The 16,710-nt window shown below is 48.7% G+C and carries 14 protein-coding genes; 7 read left to right on the top strand and 7 right to left on the bottom strand.

Annotated features, from left to right (window positions below; all coding sequences use genetic code 11):
• Positions 1 to 44: 44 nt before the first annotated feature.
• From OL444_RS27240 to OL444_RS27230, 3 genes are all read left to right on the top strand, one after another.
• Positions 45 to 1,022 (top strand): PorP/SprF family type IX secretion system membrane protein, encoded by a 978-nt coding sequence (locus tag OL444_RS27240; protein ID WP_264728159.1) that lies wholly within the window; start codon positions 45 to 47, stop codon positions 1,020 to 1,022.
• Between the two features lie 82 nt (positions 1,023 to 1,104).
• A complete protein-coding gene (locus OL444_RS27235; protein WP_264728161.1) occupies positions 1,105 to 3,075 on the top strand; it encodes an OmpA family protein in 1,971 nt (656 codons plus the stop codon).
• Between the two features lie 114 nt (positions 3,076 to 3,189).
• Positions 3,190 to 3,501 (top strand): DUF6660 family protein, encoded by a 312-nt coding sequence (locus OL444_RS27230; RefSeq protein WP_264728163.1) that lies wholly within the window; start codon positions 3,190 to 3,192, stop codon positions 3,499 to 3,501.
• 1 nt (position 3,502) lies between these two features.
• On the opposite strand, the gene OL444_RS27225 is transcribed toward OL444_RS27230, so the two are convergent.
• A complete protein-coding gene (locus OL444_RS27225) occupies positions 3,503 to 3,649 on the bottom strand; it encodes a hypothetical protein (RefSeq protein ID WP_264728165.1) in 147 nt (48 codons plus the stop codon).
• A 43-nt stretch (positions 3,650 to 3,692) separates the two neighbouring features.
• Here OL444_RS27225 and OL444_RS27220 point away from each other — a divergent pair, with 43 nt between their 5' ends.
• Together OL444_RS27220 and OL444_RS27215 are read left to right on the top strand one after the other, a co-directional pair.
• Complete coding sequence (locus OL444_RS27220) at positions 3,693 to 5,762, top strand: heavy metal translocating P-type ATPase (protein WP_264728167.1); 2,070 nt, start codon at positions 3,693 to 3,695, stop codon at positions 5,760 to 5,762.
• 1 nt (position 5,763) lies between these two features.
• Positions 5,764 to 6,228, top strand: a complete 465-nt coding sequence (locus tag OL444_RS27215; protein WP_264728169.1) for an MgtC/SapB family protein — start codon at positions 5,764 to 5,766, stop codon at positions 6,226 to 6,228.
• Positions 6,229 to 6,383: 155 nt separating this feature from the next.
• Here OL444_RS27215 and OL444_RS27210 read toward each other — a convergent pair whose 3' ends face one another.
• The 4 genes from OL444_RS27210 to OL444_RS27195 all read right to left on the bottom strand — a co-directional run bounded on the left by OL444_RS27210 (position 6,384) and on the right by OL444_RS27195 (position 11,814).
• Entirely contained in the window at positions 6,384 to 6,938 is a 555-nt protein-coding gene (locus OL444_RS27210; RefSeq protein ID WP_264728171.1) for an NADPH-dependent FMN reductase, read from the bottom strand.
• Positions 6,935 to 7,564, bottom strand: coding sequence for a superoxide dismutase (locus tag OL444_RS27205; RefSeq protein ID WP_264728172.1), 630 nt, complete (start codon positions 7,562 to 7,564; stop codon positions 6,935 to 6,937). The genes OL444_RS27210 and OL444_RS27205 overlap by 4 nt, the downstream gene beginning before the upstream one ends.
• 70 nt (positions 7,565 to 7,634) lie before the next feature.
• Complete coding sequence (locus OL444_RS27200; RefSeq protein WP_264728174.1) at positions 7,635 to 8,555, bottom strand: AraC family transcriptional regulator; 921 nt, start codon at positions 8,553 to 8,555, stop codon at positions 7,635 to 7,637.
• Between the two features lie 97 nt (positions 8,556 to 8,652).
• Positions 8,653 to 11,814, bottom strand: a complete 3,162-nt coding sequence (locus OL444_RS27195) for a TonB-dependent receptor (protein ID WP_264728177.1) — start codon at positions 11,812 to 11,814, stop codon at positions 8,653 to 8,655.
• Between the two features lie 179 nt (positions 11,815 to 11,993).
• Between OL444_RS27195 and OL444_RS27190 the strand changes: the two genes are divergently transcribed.
• Positions 11,994 to 14,006, top strand: coding sequence for an amidohydrolase family protein (locus OL444_RS27190; protein ID WP_264728179.1), 2,013 nt, complete (start codon positions 11,994 to 11,996; stop codon positions 14,004 to 14,006).
• A gap of 57 nt (positions 14,007 to 14,063) precedes the next feature.
• On the opposite strand, the gene OL444_RS27185 is transcribed toward OL444_RS27190, so the two are convergent.
• Positions 14,064 to 14,447: a DUF3037 domain-containing protein gene (locus OL444_RS27185; protein WP_264728181.1), complete on the bottom strand. Its 384-nt coding sequence runs from the start codon at positions 14,445 to 14,447 to the stop codon at positions 14,064 to 14,066.
• The gene (locus tag OL444_RS27180) at positions 14,425 to 15,225 is read right to left on the bottom strand and encodes a HipA family kinase (protein ID WP_264728182.1); all 801 of its coding nucleotides are present in this window, start codon (positions 15,223 to 15,225) and stop codon (positions 14,425 to 14,427) included. Before OL444_RS27180 ends, OL444_RS27185 begins: the two co-directional genes overlap by 23 nt.
• A gap of 268 nt (positions 15,226 to 15,493) precedes the next feature.
• Here OL444_RS27180 and OL444_RS27175 point away from each other — a divergent pair, with 268 nt between their 5' ends.
• Positions 15,494 to 16,687, top strand: coding sequence for an efflux RND transporter periplasmic adaptor subunit (locus tag OL444_RS27175; protein WP_264728184.1), 1,194 nt, complete (start codon positions 15,494 to 15,496; stop codon positions 16,685 to 16,687).
• Positions 16,688 to 16,710 lie beyond the last annotated feature (23 nt).

Raw genomic sequence — 16,710 nt, 5'->3', positions numbered from 1 at the left:
AAAAGAATCATATGCATGTACCTGTTAGATTAAAGTTGGCACTAATGCTTGGCTTGTTGGGCATGGTACCTGGCTTAACAAGCGGGCAGCAAAATATACAGTTCAGCCAATATGTGTTTAATATGCTGGGAGTAAATCCGGCGTATGCGGGATACAAGGAAGATCTGTATATGAATGCGATCTACCGCCATCAGTGGGTCAGTTTTCCGGGAGCACCGCAAACCGGCGGTATCTCCCTGGATGGAGTGGTGAATTCGCGCGACGAACGGGTAGGGTTGGGGTTGCAGGCGATGTATGATAAGCTGGGGCCGCAGGATGCGTTGTCTGTGTATGGCATGTATTCCTATCGTATTCCGCTCGATGAAGAAGGTACCCGTCGTTTGTGCCTGGGAATCGGCGCCGGTTTTACGCAGTATTCCATTGATGGTACCGCGTTGCAATACAATGACGATGGAGATCTGGGACTACCGGTGGCCAAGGTATCTTCCTTTGTGCCGGATGCACGTTTCGGTATTTACTATTATACGCCCAAATTTTATATCGGTGCTTCCGTGATGGATTTGTTTTCACTGTATACAGACAATACGCGGTATTACTGGAAGACGTATAACTACAAAGTAATCCGCAAAACACAGCACGTGTATTTAACTGCAGGTACGCTGATCAACCTGTCTGAAAACGTGAAGCTGAAACCCTCCATCCTGTTGAAGGAAGATTTCAAAGGTCCTACCAACGTAGACCTGAATGCCTTCCTCCTGATAGCAGACCGGTTATGGGTAGGTGCTTCCTATCGCACGGGCGTGAAGCTGTGGGATAAGCCGGCACTGGCCAACGACCTGGATCCGCTGGATGCTGTGAGTGCCATTGTGGAGTTGTATGCAACAGAGAAATTCAGGATCGGATATGCTTATGATATTACCATTAGTAAGCTGGCTTCTTCACAGAGCGGCTCGCATGAAATATCACTGGGCTTTTTATTCCCGAACAAAAAACGCCGTATCACCAGTCCCCGGTATTTCTGATCAGTTGTATGGTTAGGATAGCTGACAGGGATGAAATAAATAACAGGTATACAGGTATTTTATTGGCATTTATATCGCATTTATGAAAAAAATAGGGATCATATTAATGTTTTGCTTGCTGGCACAACCGCTATGGTCGCAGGAACAGAAATCTGTAGCCCGTCAGGCAGAAGAGTATTATCTGAGATATGAATATGCACGGGCAGCCGGCTTATATAAAAGGCTGGCAGCAAAGAAGAAGGTGGATATACTCACCCTGGAGCGGCTCGCAGATTCTTACCGTAAGATAAATGCTTATGAAGAAGCTGCCAACTGGTATGCGAAGCTGGTAGCGATGCCGGAGGCACAGCCGGAAGATGGTTTGTACTACGGTGATATGCTGAAAAGCCAGGGGAAATATGAGGCGGCGAAGGCAGCCTATACGCAATATGCACAAAAAACCAACCAGCAACAACAGGTGGCTGACCGTATTGCAGGTTGTGATATTGCAGCACAGTGGATACAAAATCCGACAAGGGATTATATCGAAAATGTGTCCTCCCTGAATACTGCACGCTCCGACTGGGGCGCTACCTGGTATCCGGGTGGTGTGGTGTTTATGTCGGATTCCTTGCGGCGTGGAATATTGGATGCGGACAGCAGGGTCAATAAAAACCTGTATGGACGTAGCAAACGGCCCTATTACAAATTATATCTGGCAGATAGCAGCAACTATGGCCATGTATATATCAGTGATCTTTCCGCTGTATTTAACCAGTATCGTTATCATATCGGCCCCGTTGCTTTTGATGCGGGCTACAACACAGCCTATTTTACGGTAACCGATCCTGATCGCCGGATCGCTGTGCAGAAGGAAAAGTTCAAGCGTGGCATTACCATTTATGGGAACCGCCGCCTGGAACTGTTTATCAGTCATAAGAACGATAAAGGAAAATGGGAGGCGCCGGTAGCTTTTGCCTATAATAAACCGGCAGCATACTCGCTCGGCCATGCAGCATTAAGTCCGGATGGGCATACCTTGTATTTTGCCAGCGATATGCCCGGTGGTCAGGGCGCTACAGATATCTGGTACAGTGAACAGCAGTCAGACGGAAAATGGGGCGTGCCGCAGAACTGCGGGGCCGCCATCAATAGCGCAGAAGAAGAAGCTTTTCCTACCATTGGCCCCGATGGTGCTTTGTATTATTCCAGCAAAGGAAGGGTAGGTTTAGGTGGGTTTGATATATTCAAGGCAACCGGTGCAAAGGCGCAGTGGAGTAATCCGGAAAACCTGCGTTATCCGGTTAATTCAGCCGGGGATGATTTCTATCTCGTGAGCAAACAAAATGGCAGTGGATTTTTATCTTCCAATCGCATTGGCGGACATGGAGATGATGATATTTACCGGTGGGCATCTCCGGAACAAACCATCACACCTATTCCGATTCCTGTTTTGCAGATTCCATTGGAAGCCACCGTATGCCCGCCATACCGCGAAAGTTGTATCTACCTGTATAACAAACAGCGGGGAATTGGCTGGTGCTTTACTGCCGGACCGGATGGGAAGTTCACGACTAAACTGGAGGCAGAAACCGACTACGTCATCCGGCTTACCCGCGGACATCAGCGGGATAGTATTGAATTTAATACACGTGGCAAAAAAGGACCCGAAGTACTACAACTGGCAGTATGTCCCGAAAAACAATATAAAACAGGTACTACCTTCATCCTGAAAAATCTGTATTACGATTACGATAAATCCAACATCCGGCCAGACGCGGCGAGGGTGCTGGACAGCCTGGCGGGTATCCTGCAGGCGCATCCGACCATGCGGATAGAATTGAGTGCACATACCGATAGCCGGGGTAAGAGCCGCTATAATCAGCAGCTGTCTCAACGGCGTGCAGCCGCTGCCGTTAACTACCTGGTACAGGCGGGTATTGCCCGCAACCGGCTGGTGGCAAAGGGATATGGTGCTGCACATTTACTGAATCATTGCAAACCGGGTGTAAAATGTACAGATGCAGAACATGAAGAAAACAGAAGAACAGAAATAAAAATACTCCATGAATAAAAGACCATCACTGTTATACCGCCATTGGCAATTACAACGGAGTTGCAATCATTTTTATGTACGTCGGGAGATGATTGCTTAAATTTGTGCTATACAAAAAAGTATAGCATTTACATGAAGTGGGTGGCTTACATAATGGTCGTACTGGTATTTATGCTGAACTGCATTCCTTGCAGCGACAGTATGGCTGCTCCCAACAGGGGCGCCGGTACGGTTGTGCAGGCGGCTTCATCAGCGCGAACCATTCATATGGATAGCTGTACCCCTTTTTGTACCTGTACCTGCTGCTCCAGTATACAGGAACCTGTTTCCATCATTGTATATAACTGGTTGCCGGTAGCCATGGCTGCCGTTCATGCAGATTATACTACTGCCGTTACCCGGTATATTCCCTTTAAGATCTGGCAACCGCCCCGTTTAGGATAAGCTAATCGTCTTGTTTACAGTTGAACTGTTTTGCCCGCAACTTGCATACCTGTGTAAGTGCCTGTTGTGCATCCCGGAAAGATACGGGTGTGATGTTCCTGTAAATACCATTGTTGCCATCAATAAGCCGGCTGTTGCCTGATGGCATATGAAACGCCGGTAACATTTACCTACTTAAATATTTTTAGTCTATGATACAGCCTTCAGCAGATCATCAGCATTCCACAGAAAAAAATACAGCTGGATCTCAGCATACGCATACCGCTGCTGAAAACGGACATACAGAAAATGCTTCTGCCGCTGCGGAGCACGAACATGCGCACGGCGGTGTTTTCGGGAAGAATACAGAACTCTTGTTCAGCCTGATCTGCGGCGCTTTGCTGGGCATAGGATTCGGCCTGTCTTTTATCAGTAGCATCCCTTCCTGGGTGAGTTTATCCCTGTATATAGGCGCTTATTTTTTTGGCGGATATTTTACCGCAACAGAAGCTGTGGAGTTTGTACGCAAAGGTAAATTTGAGATCGACTTTCTGATGTTGGTAGCCGCCATCGGGGCGGCGATCCTGGGCGACTGGGCAGAAGGTGCTTTATTGCTTTTCCTCTTTAGTATGGGACATGCACTGGAACATTATGCCATGAACAAGGCACGTAAATCGATTGCTGCCTTGGCCGACCTGGCGCCTAAAACAGCTATTGTAAGACGCAATAATGAAGAAAAGGAAATAGGCATCGAAGCACTGGTTGCCGGTGATATTATCATTGTAAAACCCAACAGCAAAATATCTGCCGACGGCGTGGTGGTGAAAGGCAACAGCAGTGTAAATCAGGCGCCGATTACCGGCGAAAGTGTACCGGTAGATAAATCGCCTGTAGCAGATCCCGGAAAGGACTACAGCCAGATAAAGAACATTAATGCGGAAAATAAAGTGTTTGCCGGTACCATCAATGGTAGTCAGGTACTGGAAGTGCAGGTAACGAGAGTAACGGCAGATTCCACCCTGGCAAGACTGATTAAACTGGTCAATGAAACAGAGGCACAGAAATCGCCCACCCAATTGTTTACCGATAAATTCGAACGCTATTTTGTTCCGTTGGTATTACTGTTGGTGGTACTGTTGTTATTTGCTTTTCTGGTGATTGATGAACCTTTCAGCAAGAGCTTTTACCGGGCTATTTCCGTACTGGTGGCAGCAAGTCCCTGTGCCCTCGCTATTTCTACGCCAAGTGCGGTGTTGAGCGGTATTGCGCGCGCGGCAAGAAGTGGAGTACTGATCAAAGGAGGCGGTCCGCTGGAGGAATTGGGTAGCTTAACAGCCCTTGCTTTTGATAAGACAGGTACACTCACCGAAGGTAAACCCCGGTTAACCGGCGTTGTGCCGTTGAATGGCATAACAGCGGAAGCCTTACTGGAAGCCGTGATAGCCGTGGAGAAACTAAGTGATCACCCGCTGGCAGCAGCGATCGTCAAAGGTGGACAGGAACGCCTGAAAAAAGAAGTGCCGGCAGCGGAAAACCTGCAGGCTGTCACCGGCAGGGGCGTACGGGCTACCTATAATGGTAAAAAAATAGTGATCGGTAACCTGGCTTTATTTGAGCAGGATAACGCCGCCATCGGAGATAATATCTACCAGCAGGTGGCACAGCTGGAAAAAGAAGGGAATACCACCATGCTTGCCCAGCAGGATGGTACACTTATCGGTATTATTGCCCTGATGGATATTCCGCGGGAAGAAGCGGCAGAGACACTGACCCGGTTAAAGGAAATCGGTATCCGTAAGATGATTATGCTGACCGGAGACAATCAGCAAGTAGCGGATGCGGTGGCGCGGCAGATCGGCATTACAGAGGCCTGGGGCGGACTGTTGCCGGAACAGAAGGTGAAGGCGATACAGGACCTGAATCAGCAGGAGGGAAAAGTAGCGATGATCGGAGATGGGGTGAATGATGCGCCGGCGATGGCGAAAAGTACCGTTGGTATTGCGATGGGAGCAGCCGGCTCAGATGTGGCGCTGGAAACAGCCGATATTGCCCTGATGGCAGACAAACTGGATAACCTGCCTTTTGCGATTGCGCTGAGCCGGAAATCCAAAGGCATTATCCGGCAAAATCTTTGGATGAGCCTGGGGATGGTCGCGCTATTGATTCCACTCACGATTGCAGGTATTGCTTCTATCGGTGGCGCGGTCATTGTACATGAAGGATCTACCTTGCTGGTAGTATTTAATGGCCTGCGTTTACTGGCATTCCGTTTAAAAAAATAATATGGGAACAATGGATATCAGTAATGAATTGATCATTGTAGCTAAACTGCTGGTAGCCTTACTACTGGGTGCTTTCATTGGTTTCGACCGCGAACGGCATGGCCGGGATGCAGGTATCCGTACCTATGCGGCCGTATGCATTGGCGCGGCGCTGTTTACCGCTGTTGGAAAACACCTCACCGACCTGGCGGCGGCTTCCAGGATCATTGCCAATATTGTAGTGGGCGTAGGCTTCCTGGGGGCGGGCATTATTTCCAGAAACGGGGGCAGCAGTACCTCGCATGGGTTAACAACTGCCGCTACGATCTGGTGTACAGCGGCTATTGGCGTAGCAGTAGGACTGAATATGTTTATCATTGCTGCAACAGCGTCGCTGGCCTTGTATTTTCTGTTGTCTTTGCATCACCAGCCCTGGTATATCCGGTGGAAGCAACGCATCAAAAGTACAGATGATACGATGGTATAACATATATGAATATACGAAAAAAGGACTGCCGGATAGGTAGTCCTTTTTTTAGGTAGATAATTGAATCCGGATATCAGCATGGGGGAATGAAAGAGCAGCCGGAACAGGAGTGCCCCGGCTTATCAAACCTACAACTGTTACATGAAACGTAACGATTATCTTATAGCTGTAACAGGATGTACCGTGTTGGTTAACAACTGTACCATCGTGTCAAATTTATTTTTATAGCCGGATGATATGACGCCGTTTTGTGGTGCATCGTATAGCTGGCTCTTAATGATGGGAATGGTGAGTGGCAATGTCCAGGCACGCAATGATTTGGCCACCGCGTCCATCGTAACAATACCATTCAGCGCATGACCGCCATCGGCCCAGCAAACCATACCTACCACTTTATTGGTCAGATAGGGCGGTGTTGCCGTGGCACTCAGTTCCAGCCAGTCGAAACAATTCTTCATCATACCGGGAATACTGCCATGGTACAACGGCGCGAGCCAGATATGCAGATCGGCTTCCCGGAACAACTGTACCATCTCCAGCGTGGCGGGTGTTGGCGGCGTACCGGATAACTGAAACGGGGGAACGAGGCAATTAGCTACCTGAAAGATGCGGGTATCGATCCCTTTTTCCTGCAACAGGCTGGCAAAGGTGTTGGCAATATTTTGCCCGGTATATCCTTCCAGGGCGCCATTGATGATCAGCGCACTCATTTTACGGCGTTTTCGTATAGGCTTGTTACGGCTTCCCAGTTTACCACTTCCCAGAATTTAGCCACATAGTCAGCGCGTTTGTTCTGGTATTTGAGGTAATAGGCATGCTCCCATACATCCAGTGCCAGGATAGGAATACCTCTGTTGGTGGTATTGATATCCATCAGCGGATTATCCTGATTAGGGGTGGACGTGATTTCCAGGCTTTGGTTAGGTTTTACGATCAGCCACACCCAACCGGAGCCGAAGCGTTGCAGGGCTTCTTTGGCGAAAGCCTCCTTAAAATCGGCGATGCTGCCCCAGCGGCTTTCCAGTGCAGTTAACAGGGTGCCTGCTGGTACCTGGCCGGCTGCTGGTATCAATAAAGACCAGAAGAGGGAGTGGTTGTAATGTCCACCGCCGTTATTGCGCACTGCCGGGCTGTATTGGGAAATATTGGCCAACAGACCTGCGAGGTCTACGGAGGCCCCGGCAGTATCTTTCAGCGCGTTATTGAGATTGGTTACATAAGCCTGATGGTGTTTACCATGGTGTATTTCCATGGTGGTCTGATCTATCACTGGTTCCAGTGCATTGGTAGCATAGGAGAGCACTGGTAATTCAAAAGGAAATTTTTCTTGTAACATGATACTGTTTTTTTAATGCACCAAAGGTATCATGCACTTGTTTGCAGAAAGAACCAATATTACGGGAGTCCTATCCAATTTTTCGTGTCTGCCGGTAGTCGATCGGGCTTGTTCCCAACTTAAGCCGGAAGAACCGGCTGAAATGAGAGCTGGAGTCAAAGTTCAGGTAGGCCGCTATTTCCTTGATACTGAGGGCAGAATATTCCAGAAGAAACTGGGCTTCCCGTAAAATACGCTGATGGATAAACGTAAGGGCGGTATCGCCGGTTTCTTGTTTGACGGTATCGCTGAGGTGTTTGGCGGTGATATGCAGCAGGGCAGCATATTCTTCTACACGGTTATGTACCGTAAAATATTTTTCCACCAGTTTACGGTATTCATGTACTACCTGGAAGCGGCGGTTGGATCGTTTCGGGGTATTTTCCAGACAATGCGTGCAAACCCGGTTGATGCGGAACAATAATTCCAGCAACTGACAGCGGATGATCTGCAGGAAGAAGGGGGCATGGGTTTCCTGTTCCTGCTGCATGCCGGTAATCAGCTGCAACATGGCTTCCATACTGGCGGGATCGGTGGTAAACAACGGCGGGTGTTCCGGATTTACCAGCAACAGCTGATCTGTTAGTTCAGCAGCTACCTGCAGGTCGTCCAGGAAGGAACGTTTGAAGAAAATCATTTTCAGGGTCAGGTCCGGTGAGCGGTGGCTGTAGGAACTGAGTTGCCCGGGCGCTACGATGTGAATAGAGTGGGGGATTACTTCAAACGGGTGGTGGTCTACTATTTTCCGGCAGGTTCCCTTCATGCAAAAAATCAGGGCATAGTGATCAGTACGTACCGGCGTTCCTTCGTCTTTGCTATCCTGGTTATCCAGGATCAGCAAGGTACCGTTACCTAAAGTCCGGGCAGCGTATCTGGCCGGATCAGTAATGGCGGCATCATCAACGGTATATAGTTTTACCGTGTCGTGGATATTTAATATCGGTTGTTTCATGTAGTTGTCAGGCAACTGCAAATTTAACGGAATTAAACATTACAGGCCGGCCCGAAAATCTCCGGACCGGCCTGTATTAGAGGAAAGCGTATGTTGCTTAAAATCCGTATCTCAGCCCAAACTGTATCTGCCAGGGATTCGCATAGGGAATGAGTGCGCCGGCATTTGTTTTAACGTTGTATTTGTAAGTGGAAGTGGCGTCATCAAATCCACCCAGGGAATAGAGGTTTTGTTTACCCAGGGATTTGGAAGTACCCCATTCTTTGTTAAACATATTGGCCAGGTTAAAGATATCGCCGGAGATTTCCAGGTGATGTGTTTTAAACAGCTGGATTTTTTTGCTGATCCGTATATCCCAGATGCCGGTGAACTGATTGATACCGCCATTGCGCTCTGCAATTTTTCCGCTGCTGCTGAGGATATAATCCTTCATGCTTTGGTCTGTTTTTGGATTATCGAGGATCGCCTGGATCCCTTTCCTGATTTTTTCCGGTACGTTTTTATCATTTACATCAAACACATAGGCGAGGTCATTGGAGTTGACAAAGTCGCCATTGACGTTGCCATCCACACCCAGGGAGTAACGGGTACCGCCTATACCGGAAAACCGGATACCTACGCTGAAACCATAGAAAGTAGGCAGGGTACCATAGAAGACCACTTTATGCCGGAAATGGTTATCGGAATAAGTCATTTCTTTCAGGTTGCGCGGATCATCTTTCACCATCAGGGATAAAGTAGCAGAATTGGCTACGTTACCGTTGTAGGAAGTATTGTCTTTGGTATCATTCCAGGTATAGCTGAAAGCAATTTCACCATCTCTGAAATAACGATAGGTACCATCCAGTACCACGGCAAACTGGTTCACTTTACCTTCGCTGTTGAGCTCCAGTACACGGCCTATACGATTGCTTTTGCGGCCCTGCATCCAGTCGGTGGCACCGTTGTCGGTTTTGATGGATTTAGCCGGTACGTATACCCCGCGGCCTCCTTCGTTGGCCAGGGTGAAGAACGGTGTTTCCACCATGTTCCGGTCTACGTACATATAGTTGTTGCGACCCAGGCTGGCGAATACGCTGATGCCCATTTTCAGTCGTTCGGTGATAAAGCGGTTGTAGGAGATATTGGCTTTATATACCACCGGTATTTTGGCGTCTTTTCCGTTCATGTTGATGGTCGCCAGTTTCGGTATACCAGGCTGGTTAAATAGCTCCGCACCGGGTGCTGTAGCCGGATTTTGCCGGTAGCCGGGGAAGTTGGGCACTGGTACGCTGCTACCCTGTACATCTACGGATAATACTTTGGTGCCATCAAACAGCATGTTGTTGATCATTGCATAGTTGTTGATGTCTGAACCAAAAATACCGGCGCCGAAACGCAGGTAGTCCCTGTGTTTTTCATTGATATCCCAGTTGAACTGGATACGTGGCTGCAGCTGGAAACTGGCCAGTGAGTTATCGGTACGTAATCCCAGGTCTTCAAACACGATCTGGTTGAAGTTGGGCTTGTTCATATAGGTGGTGTAATCTGCGCGGATACCGGCGATCATTTCCAGGCCCGGGAACAATTTGGTTTGCATCTGCGCATATAAGGCGCTGTTCAGGATATTTTGTTTAACGCTGTGATCTTCATTCAGCGCCACTTCCCGGGCATAGCGATAGGGCTTCCTATTATCGAAGTTGTCCAGGCCGGTGAAGAAAAAACGACCATTCATTTCACTGCCATACAAAGAGTTCATATGACTGTACATAAGGTCAGCGCCAAAAGTAAAGTTGATTTTATTGGTATTGTAGTAGATGTTATCCACCAGATGTACCACGTTGTTGTAGAAGTGTTCCGGTGAGTAACGCTGGCCACCCAGCTGTATGTTGGTGAAAAGGGTATCGGTACCGGTAATGGATCTCACCCGTTCTACAATGGCTCTGGGGATATTGGCGCCGGGAAGCTGATTGCCCGGCGTACTTTGTTCCAGGGTATAGAGATGTTGCAGTTTCAGTTCGTTGGTCAGACGTGGCGTCACTACGGTACGTAAGGAGGCCAGGAGACTGTTGTCTACAGACTTTACATTGCCGTATACTTCATAGAGGTTGATGGAGGTATTGTCATCCAGCCCCAGGTTATTGCGGTCATTCACATAGTTGTCGCGGATGGTCAGGAGGTTCTTTTCATTCAGCTGCCAGTCGATACGTGCGAATACGGCATCGGTGCCTCTTTTTTTATCGAATGATCCGAATTGCGGGGTGCTGGCTACGCCGTATTTACTACGGGCAATCTGTACGTAACGGTCCAGGGAAGCCTGGTTCAGGCCCAGTCGTTTTTCGTCTTCCAGTGTTTGTATGTCTGCAATCTGCAGTGGGCGGGCATCCGCCTGATGATCCCAGGTAACGAAGAAGTGCAGTTTATTTTTAATGATCGGACCTCCGAGTGAGAAGCCATACTGATAGGTAGAGAAATCATTCTGACGTCTGTTGCCGCGGATATCGTAGTTGCTGGAGAGCCAGTTGGTTCTGCCGAAAGTAAACGCGCTCCCGGAAAAAGTATTGGTACCTGATTTGGTAACCGTACTCACGGTACCACCACCACTGCGGCCATAAGTAACATCATACTGGTTGGTGACTACTTTGAATTCCCGCACAGCTTCCATGGAGATCGCGTATGGGCCGCCGTTACGATTGGTAGTACCGCCGGAGGTAGGATTCTTGGCGGTCATCCCGTCGATGGTGAAGTTGGTGGAAGAAGCCAGTTGTCCGGATAGGTTACCACCGCGGCTGAGCGGGGATAAGTCGATCAATGAGGTAAAGTTTCTGCCGTTTACCGGTAACCGGGAAATATCGCGTGCCGTGACAGTGGTGGCGGCGCCGAAGTTTTCGGTTTTGTTTTTCAGGCCGGAAGCAGTCACTTTTACTTCATTGATACTGAGTGCCGTGGTTTTTACTTCGATGTTTACCCGCAGCAGGTCGCCCTGATTCAAGGCATAACCGGTTCTTTTTTGTTCACCATAACCAATGTAATTGGCAATAATGGTATAGGGGCCGCCCAGTGGCAACTCTTTGAAAGTATATTCCCCTTTGGCGTTGGTAATGGTTCTGGTAGTAAATCCGGTGGATTCGTTCCGCACCAGAATCGATGCACCGGGAATCATTTGTTTGTTTTCATCGGTCACTATCCCGAATACAGATGCCTGGGTTGTTTGTGCGAAAGTGGGTTGTTGCACAAGGGCACATAGGAATAACAGCAATGCTACAAAGACTTTTTTCATGGCTAAATTTTTCGTGGGGGCTAAATTAATCTCCCGGCAGCACCCATGCATGTATCATGATAAATGATAACCTTAAATTCATCTTGTGGGGAGGGGTGGATATTCTTATCAGCTGGTATTTTCATGCCCCTTTGTTGCCTTAAATTGATTACTTTCCGGTACAGCCAAAAATGAGCATTATGTTCCCGACTAAAAAACCTGTTGTACTGTTTCTATTGTTGTGGTTACCCGCGTATGTGTTTTCCCAGGGGAATGATACCCTTCACTATTCGGTGATATTGAGCGGAAATATAAAAGGTGCCAAAAAAATACTGCAAAAGCCCGATGGTAGCTATGAAAGCTGGTATCACTATAATGACCGCGGTCGGGGTGATAGTAATCACATTGAATACCGTTTGGATGCTGATGGTATTCCTACGTATATCCGTATCCGTGGTAACGACTATATGAAAAGTCCGGTATCCGAAGATTTTTCGTTGACGGGCCAGACGGCAGTGTGGAAAAATAATGCGGAGTCGAGCCAGAAAACGATTGCCGGTAAAGCTTTTTATCAGAGTCTGTACGGAGAATGCGGCAACCTGGTGAAAGCGCTGCACGCGCATAACAACCGGTTAGTGCTGCTGCCTTCCGGCGAAGCTTCTCTGGAAGTATTGCAATCACATACCGTTGGGAAAGGTGCTGCTGCCAGAAAGCTGGTGTTATGCAGTGTGAAAGGCCTGAAGCCTACACCGGTCTACCGCTGGGTAGATGAGCAGTGGAATACTTTTGCGACGGTGGAAGACTGGAAAACGGTGATCAGAAAAGGCTATGAAGCAGCAGGTCCGGCATTGCTGGCGATACAGAAAAAAGTGGAACAGCATTTTTACCGGCAGCTGGCACAGGCACAGCGAAAAAAAATAACCGGTCAGCTGCTGATCCGTAATACTACTTTGTTTGATGCGGAGCAGGCGCGCCTGTTGCCCCATACAGATGTGCTGATACAAGACGGTATCATCAAAGCGGTATCTGCCGGTAAGCCACTTACAGTAAAGGGGGCGGAAGTAATTGATGGCAGCGGCCAAACGCTGTTGCCCGGATTATGGGATATGCATGTTCATTTTTCTGATAACCTGGACGGTATTATGCATATAGCCGCCGGCGTTACCCACGTCAGGGATATGGGCAATGATGCCAATTTGCTGGTTCGCATGGCCCAGGTAAAAAGTGGGGAACTGATAGGTCCTGCCGTAGAAATTGCCAGTGGATTTATTGATGGCGCCGGCCCTTATGCCGCGCCTACCGGTGCGTTGATCAACAATCCGGAGGAAGGTATTGCAGCTATCCGCGAATATGCGAAAAAAGGGTATCAGCAAATCAAATTATACAGTTCGCTGAAACCAGCCTGGGTGAAACCGCTGGTGGAGGAAGCCCGGCGGCATCATATGCGGGTATGCGGCCATATCCCTGCTTTTATGACGGCTGCCCAGGCCATCGACGCCGGTTATAATGAAGTCACTCACTTGAATATGCTGGTGTTGAATTTCTTTGGAGATACCATTGATACCCGTACGCCACAACGGTTTGCCATTCCGGCGCAGAAAGCCGCAGGCATGGATTTGCACGGGGCAGATATGGAAGCATTTATTGCCATGATGAAAGCGAAGGATATTACGGTAGATCCTACCGTCAATATTTTTGAAGCCCTGTTTACCGGAAAGAATGGAGAAACATTACCGAAAGACCGGTATATGGTAGACCATTTGCCGGCCGTGATGCAGCGGGAGTTTCGTGCCGGTGGTGGCGGACTACCGGTGTCGCCGGAGCTGGAAGCTACCTATAAAAAATCTTTTGAGGTCTTCCTGCAGCTGGTTAAACTGCTGTATGATAAGGGTATCCGGATTGTACCCGGTACGGATGATGTTCCCGGCTTCGACCTGCATTATGAACTGGAGCTATATGTGAGGGCGGGTATTCCTGCGGAGAAAGTATTGCAGCTGGCTACGTGGGGGCCTGCCGGTTATACCGGTAACGGCAGTACGTTGGGAAGCATCAAAACAGGGAAAAAAGCGGATATGATTTTAGTGGGTGGTAATCCGGTGAGTAATATCCATGATATCCGCAATACGCGGCTGGTGATTACCGGAGGAGCTATATACCGGCCGTCTGCTTTGTATCCGGCTATTGGTATCACCCCTTTTAGTGAGGGAAAATAACTACGTAAAATATAGCAGAAACGGCCTCCTGAGTCATGACTCAGGAGGCCGTTTTATTTAGAGGACGAGGTGTTGCTGGAGGCGTTCCAGGGTACTGCGGGCATCTGTAGTCAGGCCCGGATGTACTTTGGAACATTGTAGTATGCTGCTGCGCGTAGCAGTGAGCCAGCGGAAGCGGGAGGCCATATCCAGTGCGGAGATCGGACCACCGGCGGCCTGACCCTGGCAGATATGCTGAAAGGCGCAAAGGTAGGCTTTGAATGAAGCAATATCTGTTTCCGGATACAGTGCATAAATCCTGCTTTCATCCAAAGTAAAGATGGTTTCCAGGAAACGTTGTTGTTTGCAGTAGAGAATGACACCTACATTGAGAAACTCTTCTCTTTCCACCCGGGGCACTATGCGGATAACGGCATACTCAAATAAGTGATTTTCTGGCATCTTGTGCGGCTTTTACAAATATATCGGATGCGGCGATCCGGGATGTTAAAAATTGAAAGTATACCTGGCGGCGTTCGGCAGCAGTGCCATCTGCAGCACCGTCGGTCAGCCATTCATCGGGTATCAGGTGCACGATGGCCTGGATACGTGCGGGGGTGAGCAAAGCCTGGAACTCTTTGTCTACGGCTTCGAGTTCGGCTGCCTGCCGCAACAGCACATGGTCCTTTATCTGTACAAATGGCCGCCGGGATTGTTCTTCCCAGTTCTGCCAGGAATGATGGAAATACAGGGAGGCGCCGTGATCGATGAGCCACAGCTCCTGGCGCCAGGTGAGCATATTGGTATTCCTGGGCGTACGGTCTACATTGGTCAGCAGACAGTCCAGCCATACAATTTCAGATGCGAGGCGGGGTGCAACGGTGGTCACCGCCGGATCATACGTAATGGCGCCAGACAGGTAGTGCAGGGCCAGATTGAGTCCTACGCTGGCTTTCAGCAGATCCTGTATTTCTTCATCCGGTTCTGTTCTGCCGAAGGCAGCATCCAACCGGGCAAATACAATCTCAGGTATCTTTAAACCCAGGGTACGGGCTATTTCTCCGCCAATCAGTTCTGCAATCAGGGCTTTTACCCCTTGTCCGGCTCCCCGGAACTTAAGGGCATACAGGAATCCGTCGTCTGCTTCCGCAATGGCCGGCAGCGAGCCGCCTTCCCGCAGCGGTGTCACATAGCGGGTGACCTGTACGGTCCTCGGCTGGTGTTGACTACTATCACTCATAAATACGTATTCGAAAGGTTTATGGCCATTCCCTGCCACCAGGTGACAGGGTAAAAATGGCCTGAAAAATAGGCCATTTTTTTAAGAAAACAGGAGATGGATTGTTTTACGGGACGCGGTAAAGTGCACGATCCCTCCATTTCTTCGGTATGAATGTAAGCGGTTTCAGTTCCTGAAATAGCAGCTTCGGTCATTTAAGAGTGGTACAGGAATAGTTTCTGATAGAAATTTGGCCTATTCTATCTACAAAATAATTAAGCTGAAAGCGATGAAGCATTTTAAAAGTATGAAACACCTGGTGAGTCAATTTTCAGGACTATGGTTACTCTCTATAGTCGTGGTTGTTATATATGGTTGTGGCGGTGCCGCCGGTGAAGCAGCTGCCGGAAACCCGGCAGCAGCGATACCGGAATTACCGGTCATGACTGTTGATACAGCCAGTACAATTACTACCCGTGATTACGCTGCACAGCTGGAAGGTAAAGTGAATGTGGATATTCGTACCCAGGTAGATGGTTACCTGGATAAAATATTCGTGGACGAAGGAGGATTTGTGAAAGCCGGCCAGCCCTTATTCCAGGTAAATGATAAACCTTACCGGGAACAACTGAATAAAGACATAGCGAATCTGCATGCGATGCAGTCTTCCCTGGCTGCCGCCACCCTCAATGTAGAGAAAGTAAGGCCGCTGGTAGAAAATAAAGTAGTGGCAGACATGCAGCTGAAAACTGCACTGGCAGAACAACAAACTGCCAAAGCAAATGTAGAACAGGCCGAAGCAGCTGTTGCTGCCTCCCGCATCAACCTGGGCTTTACCCTGGTGAAAGCGCCGGTGAGTGGCTTTATAGGCCGTATTCCCAAAAGAGTGGGTAACCTGGTGGGTAAAGGCGATGCTGCTCCGCTGACAACGCTGTCTGATATCAGTGAAGTATATGCCTATTTCTCCATGAGTGAAAATGACTTTATGGATTTCAGCGCGGGCGCCACTGGCAGCAACATGGAGCAACAACTGAAACATATGCGGCCGGTATCACTGATATTATCTAACGGTAACGTGTATACGCACAAAGGTCGTATTGAAATGGTAGACGGTCAGTTTAATAAAACCACTGCCGCCATCAGCCTGCGGGCGACCTTCCCGAATCCGGCGTCTATACTGCGTTCCGGCAACACCGGAAAGGTAAGAACCTCTCAGGATTATCAGGGCGCTTTATTGATACCGCAGGCTGCTACACAGGAACTGCAGGATAAATTCTTTGTATATGTGGTAGGCGACAGCAACATTATCAAACGTCAGATCATTCAGATTGCAGGTAGTGTGGATAACCACTTTATTGTAAGAGAAGGATTAAAACGTGGGGATAAGATTGTAACAGCCGGTATAGAAACACTGGCAGAAGGAACCCCCATTAAACCAGCATCCGGCGCACCCGCAAAGGATACCACAGGAACACAAAAATAAACAGCATAGCTATTTGCAGGCTA

The organism is Chitinophaga nivalis (assembly GCF_025989125.1).
Taxonomy (GTDB): Bacteria; Bacteroidota; Bacteroidia; order Chitinophagales; family Chitinophagaceae; genus Chitinophaga; species Chitinophaga nivalis.
Note: the sequence above shows the minus strand (reverse complement) of the source record. Positions and strands in the feature narration are given on the sequence as shown.

Bases quoted from the DNA above. Each gene is read 5' to 3' on its own strand.
- OL444_RS27225 (WP_264728165.1), bottom strand. From the start codon at position 3,649: ATGCCATCAGGCAACAGCCGGCTTATTGATGGCAACAATGGTATTTAC.
- OL444_RS27185 (WP_264728181.1), bottom strand. From the start codon at position 14,447: ATGCCAGAAAATCACTTATTTGAGTATGCCGTTATCCGCATAGTGCCC.
- OL444_RS27235 (WP_264728161.1), top strand. From the start codon at position 1,105: ATGAAAAAAATAGGGATCATATTAATGTTTTGCTTGCTGGCACAACCG.
- OL444_RS27205 (WP_264728172.1), bottom strand. From the start codon at position 7,564: ATGTTACAAGAAAAATTTCCTTTTGAATTACCAGTGCTCTCCTATGCT.
- OL444_RS27190 (WP_264728179.1), top strand. From the start codon at position 11,994: ATGTTCCCGACTAAAAAACCTGTTGTACTGTTTCTATTGTTGTGGTTA.
- OL444_RS27200 (WP_264728174.1), bottom strand. From the start codon at position 8,555: ATGAAACAACCGATATTAAATATCCACGACACGGTAAAACTATATACC.
- OL444_RS27240 (WP_264728159.1), top strand. From the start codon at position 45: ATGCTTGGCTTGTTGGGCATGGTACCTGGCTTAACAAGCGGGCAGCAA.
- OL444_RS27220 (WP_264728167.1), top strand. From the start codon at position 3,693: ATGATACAGCCTTCAGCAGATCATCAGCATTCCACAGAAAAAAATACA.
- OL444_RS27180 (WP_264728182.1), bottom strand. From the start codon at position 15,225: ATGAGTGATAGTAGTCAACACCAGCCGAGGACCGTACAGGTCACCCGC.
- OL444_RS27195 (WP_264728177.1), bottom strand. From the start codon at position 11,814: ATGAAAAAAGTCTTTGTAGCATTGCTGTTATTCCTATGTGCCCTTGTG.
- OL444_RS27210 (WP_264728171.1), bottom strand. From the start codon at position 6,938: ATGAGTGCGCTGATCATCAATGGCGCCCTGGAAGGATATACCGGGCAA.
- OL444_RS27230 (WP_264728163.1), top strand. From the start codon at position 3,190: ATGAAGTGGGTGGCTTACATAATGGTCGTACTGGTATTTATGCTGAAC.
- OL444_RS27215 (WP_264728169.1), top strand. From the start codon at position 5,764: ATGGGAACAATGGATATCAGTAATGAATTGATCATTGTAGCTAAACTG.
- OL444_RS27175 (WP_264728184.1), top strand. From the start codon at position 15,494: ATGAAGCATTTTAAAAGTATGAAACACCTGGTGAGTCAATTTTCAGGA.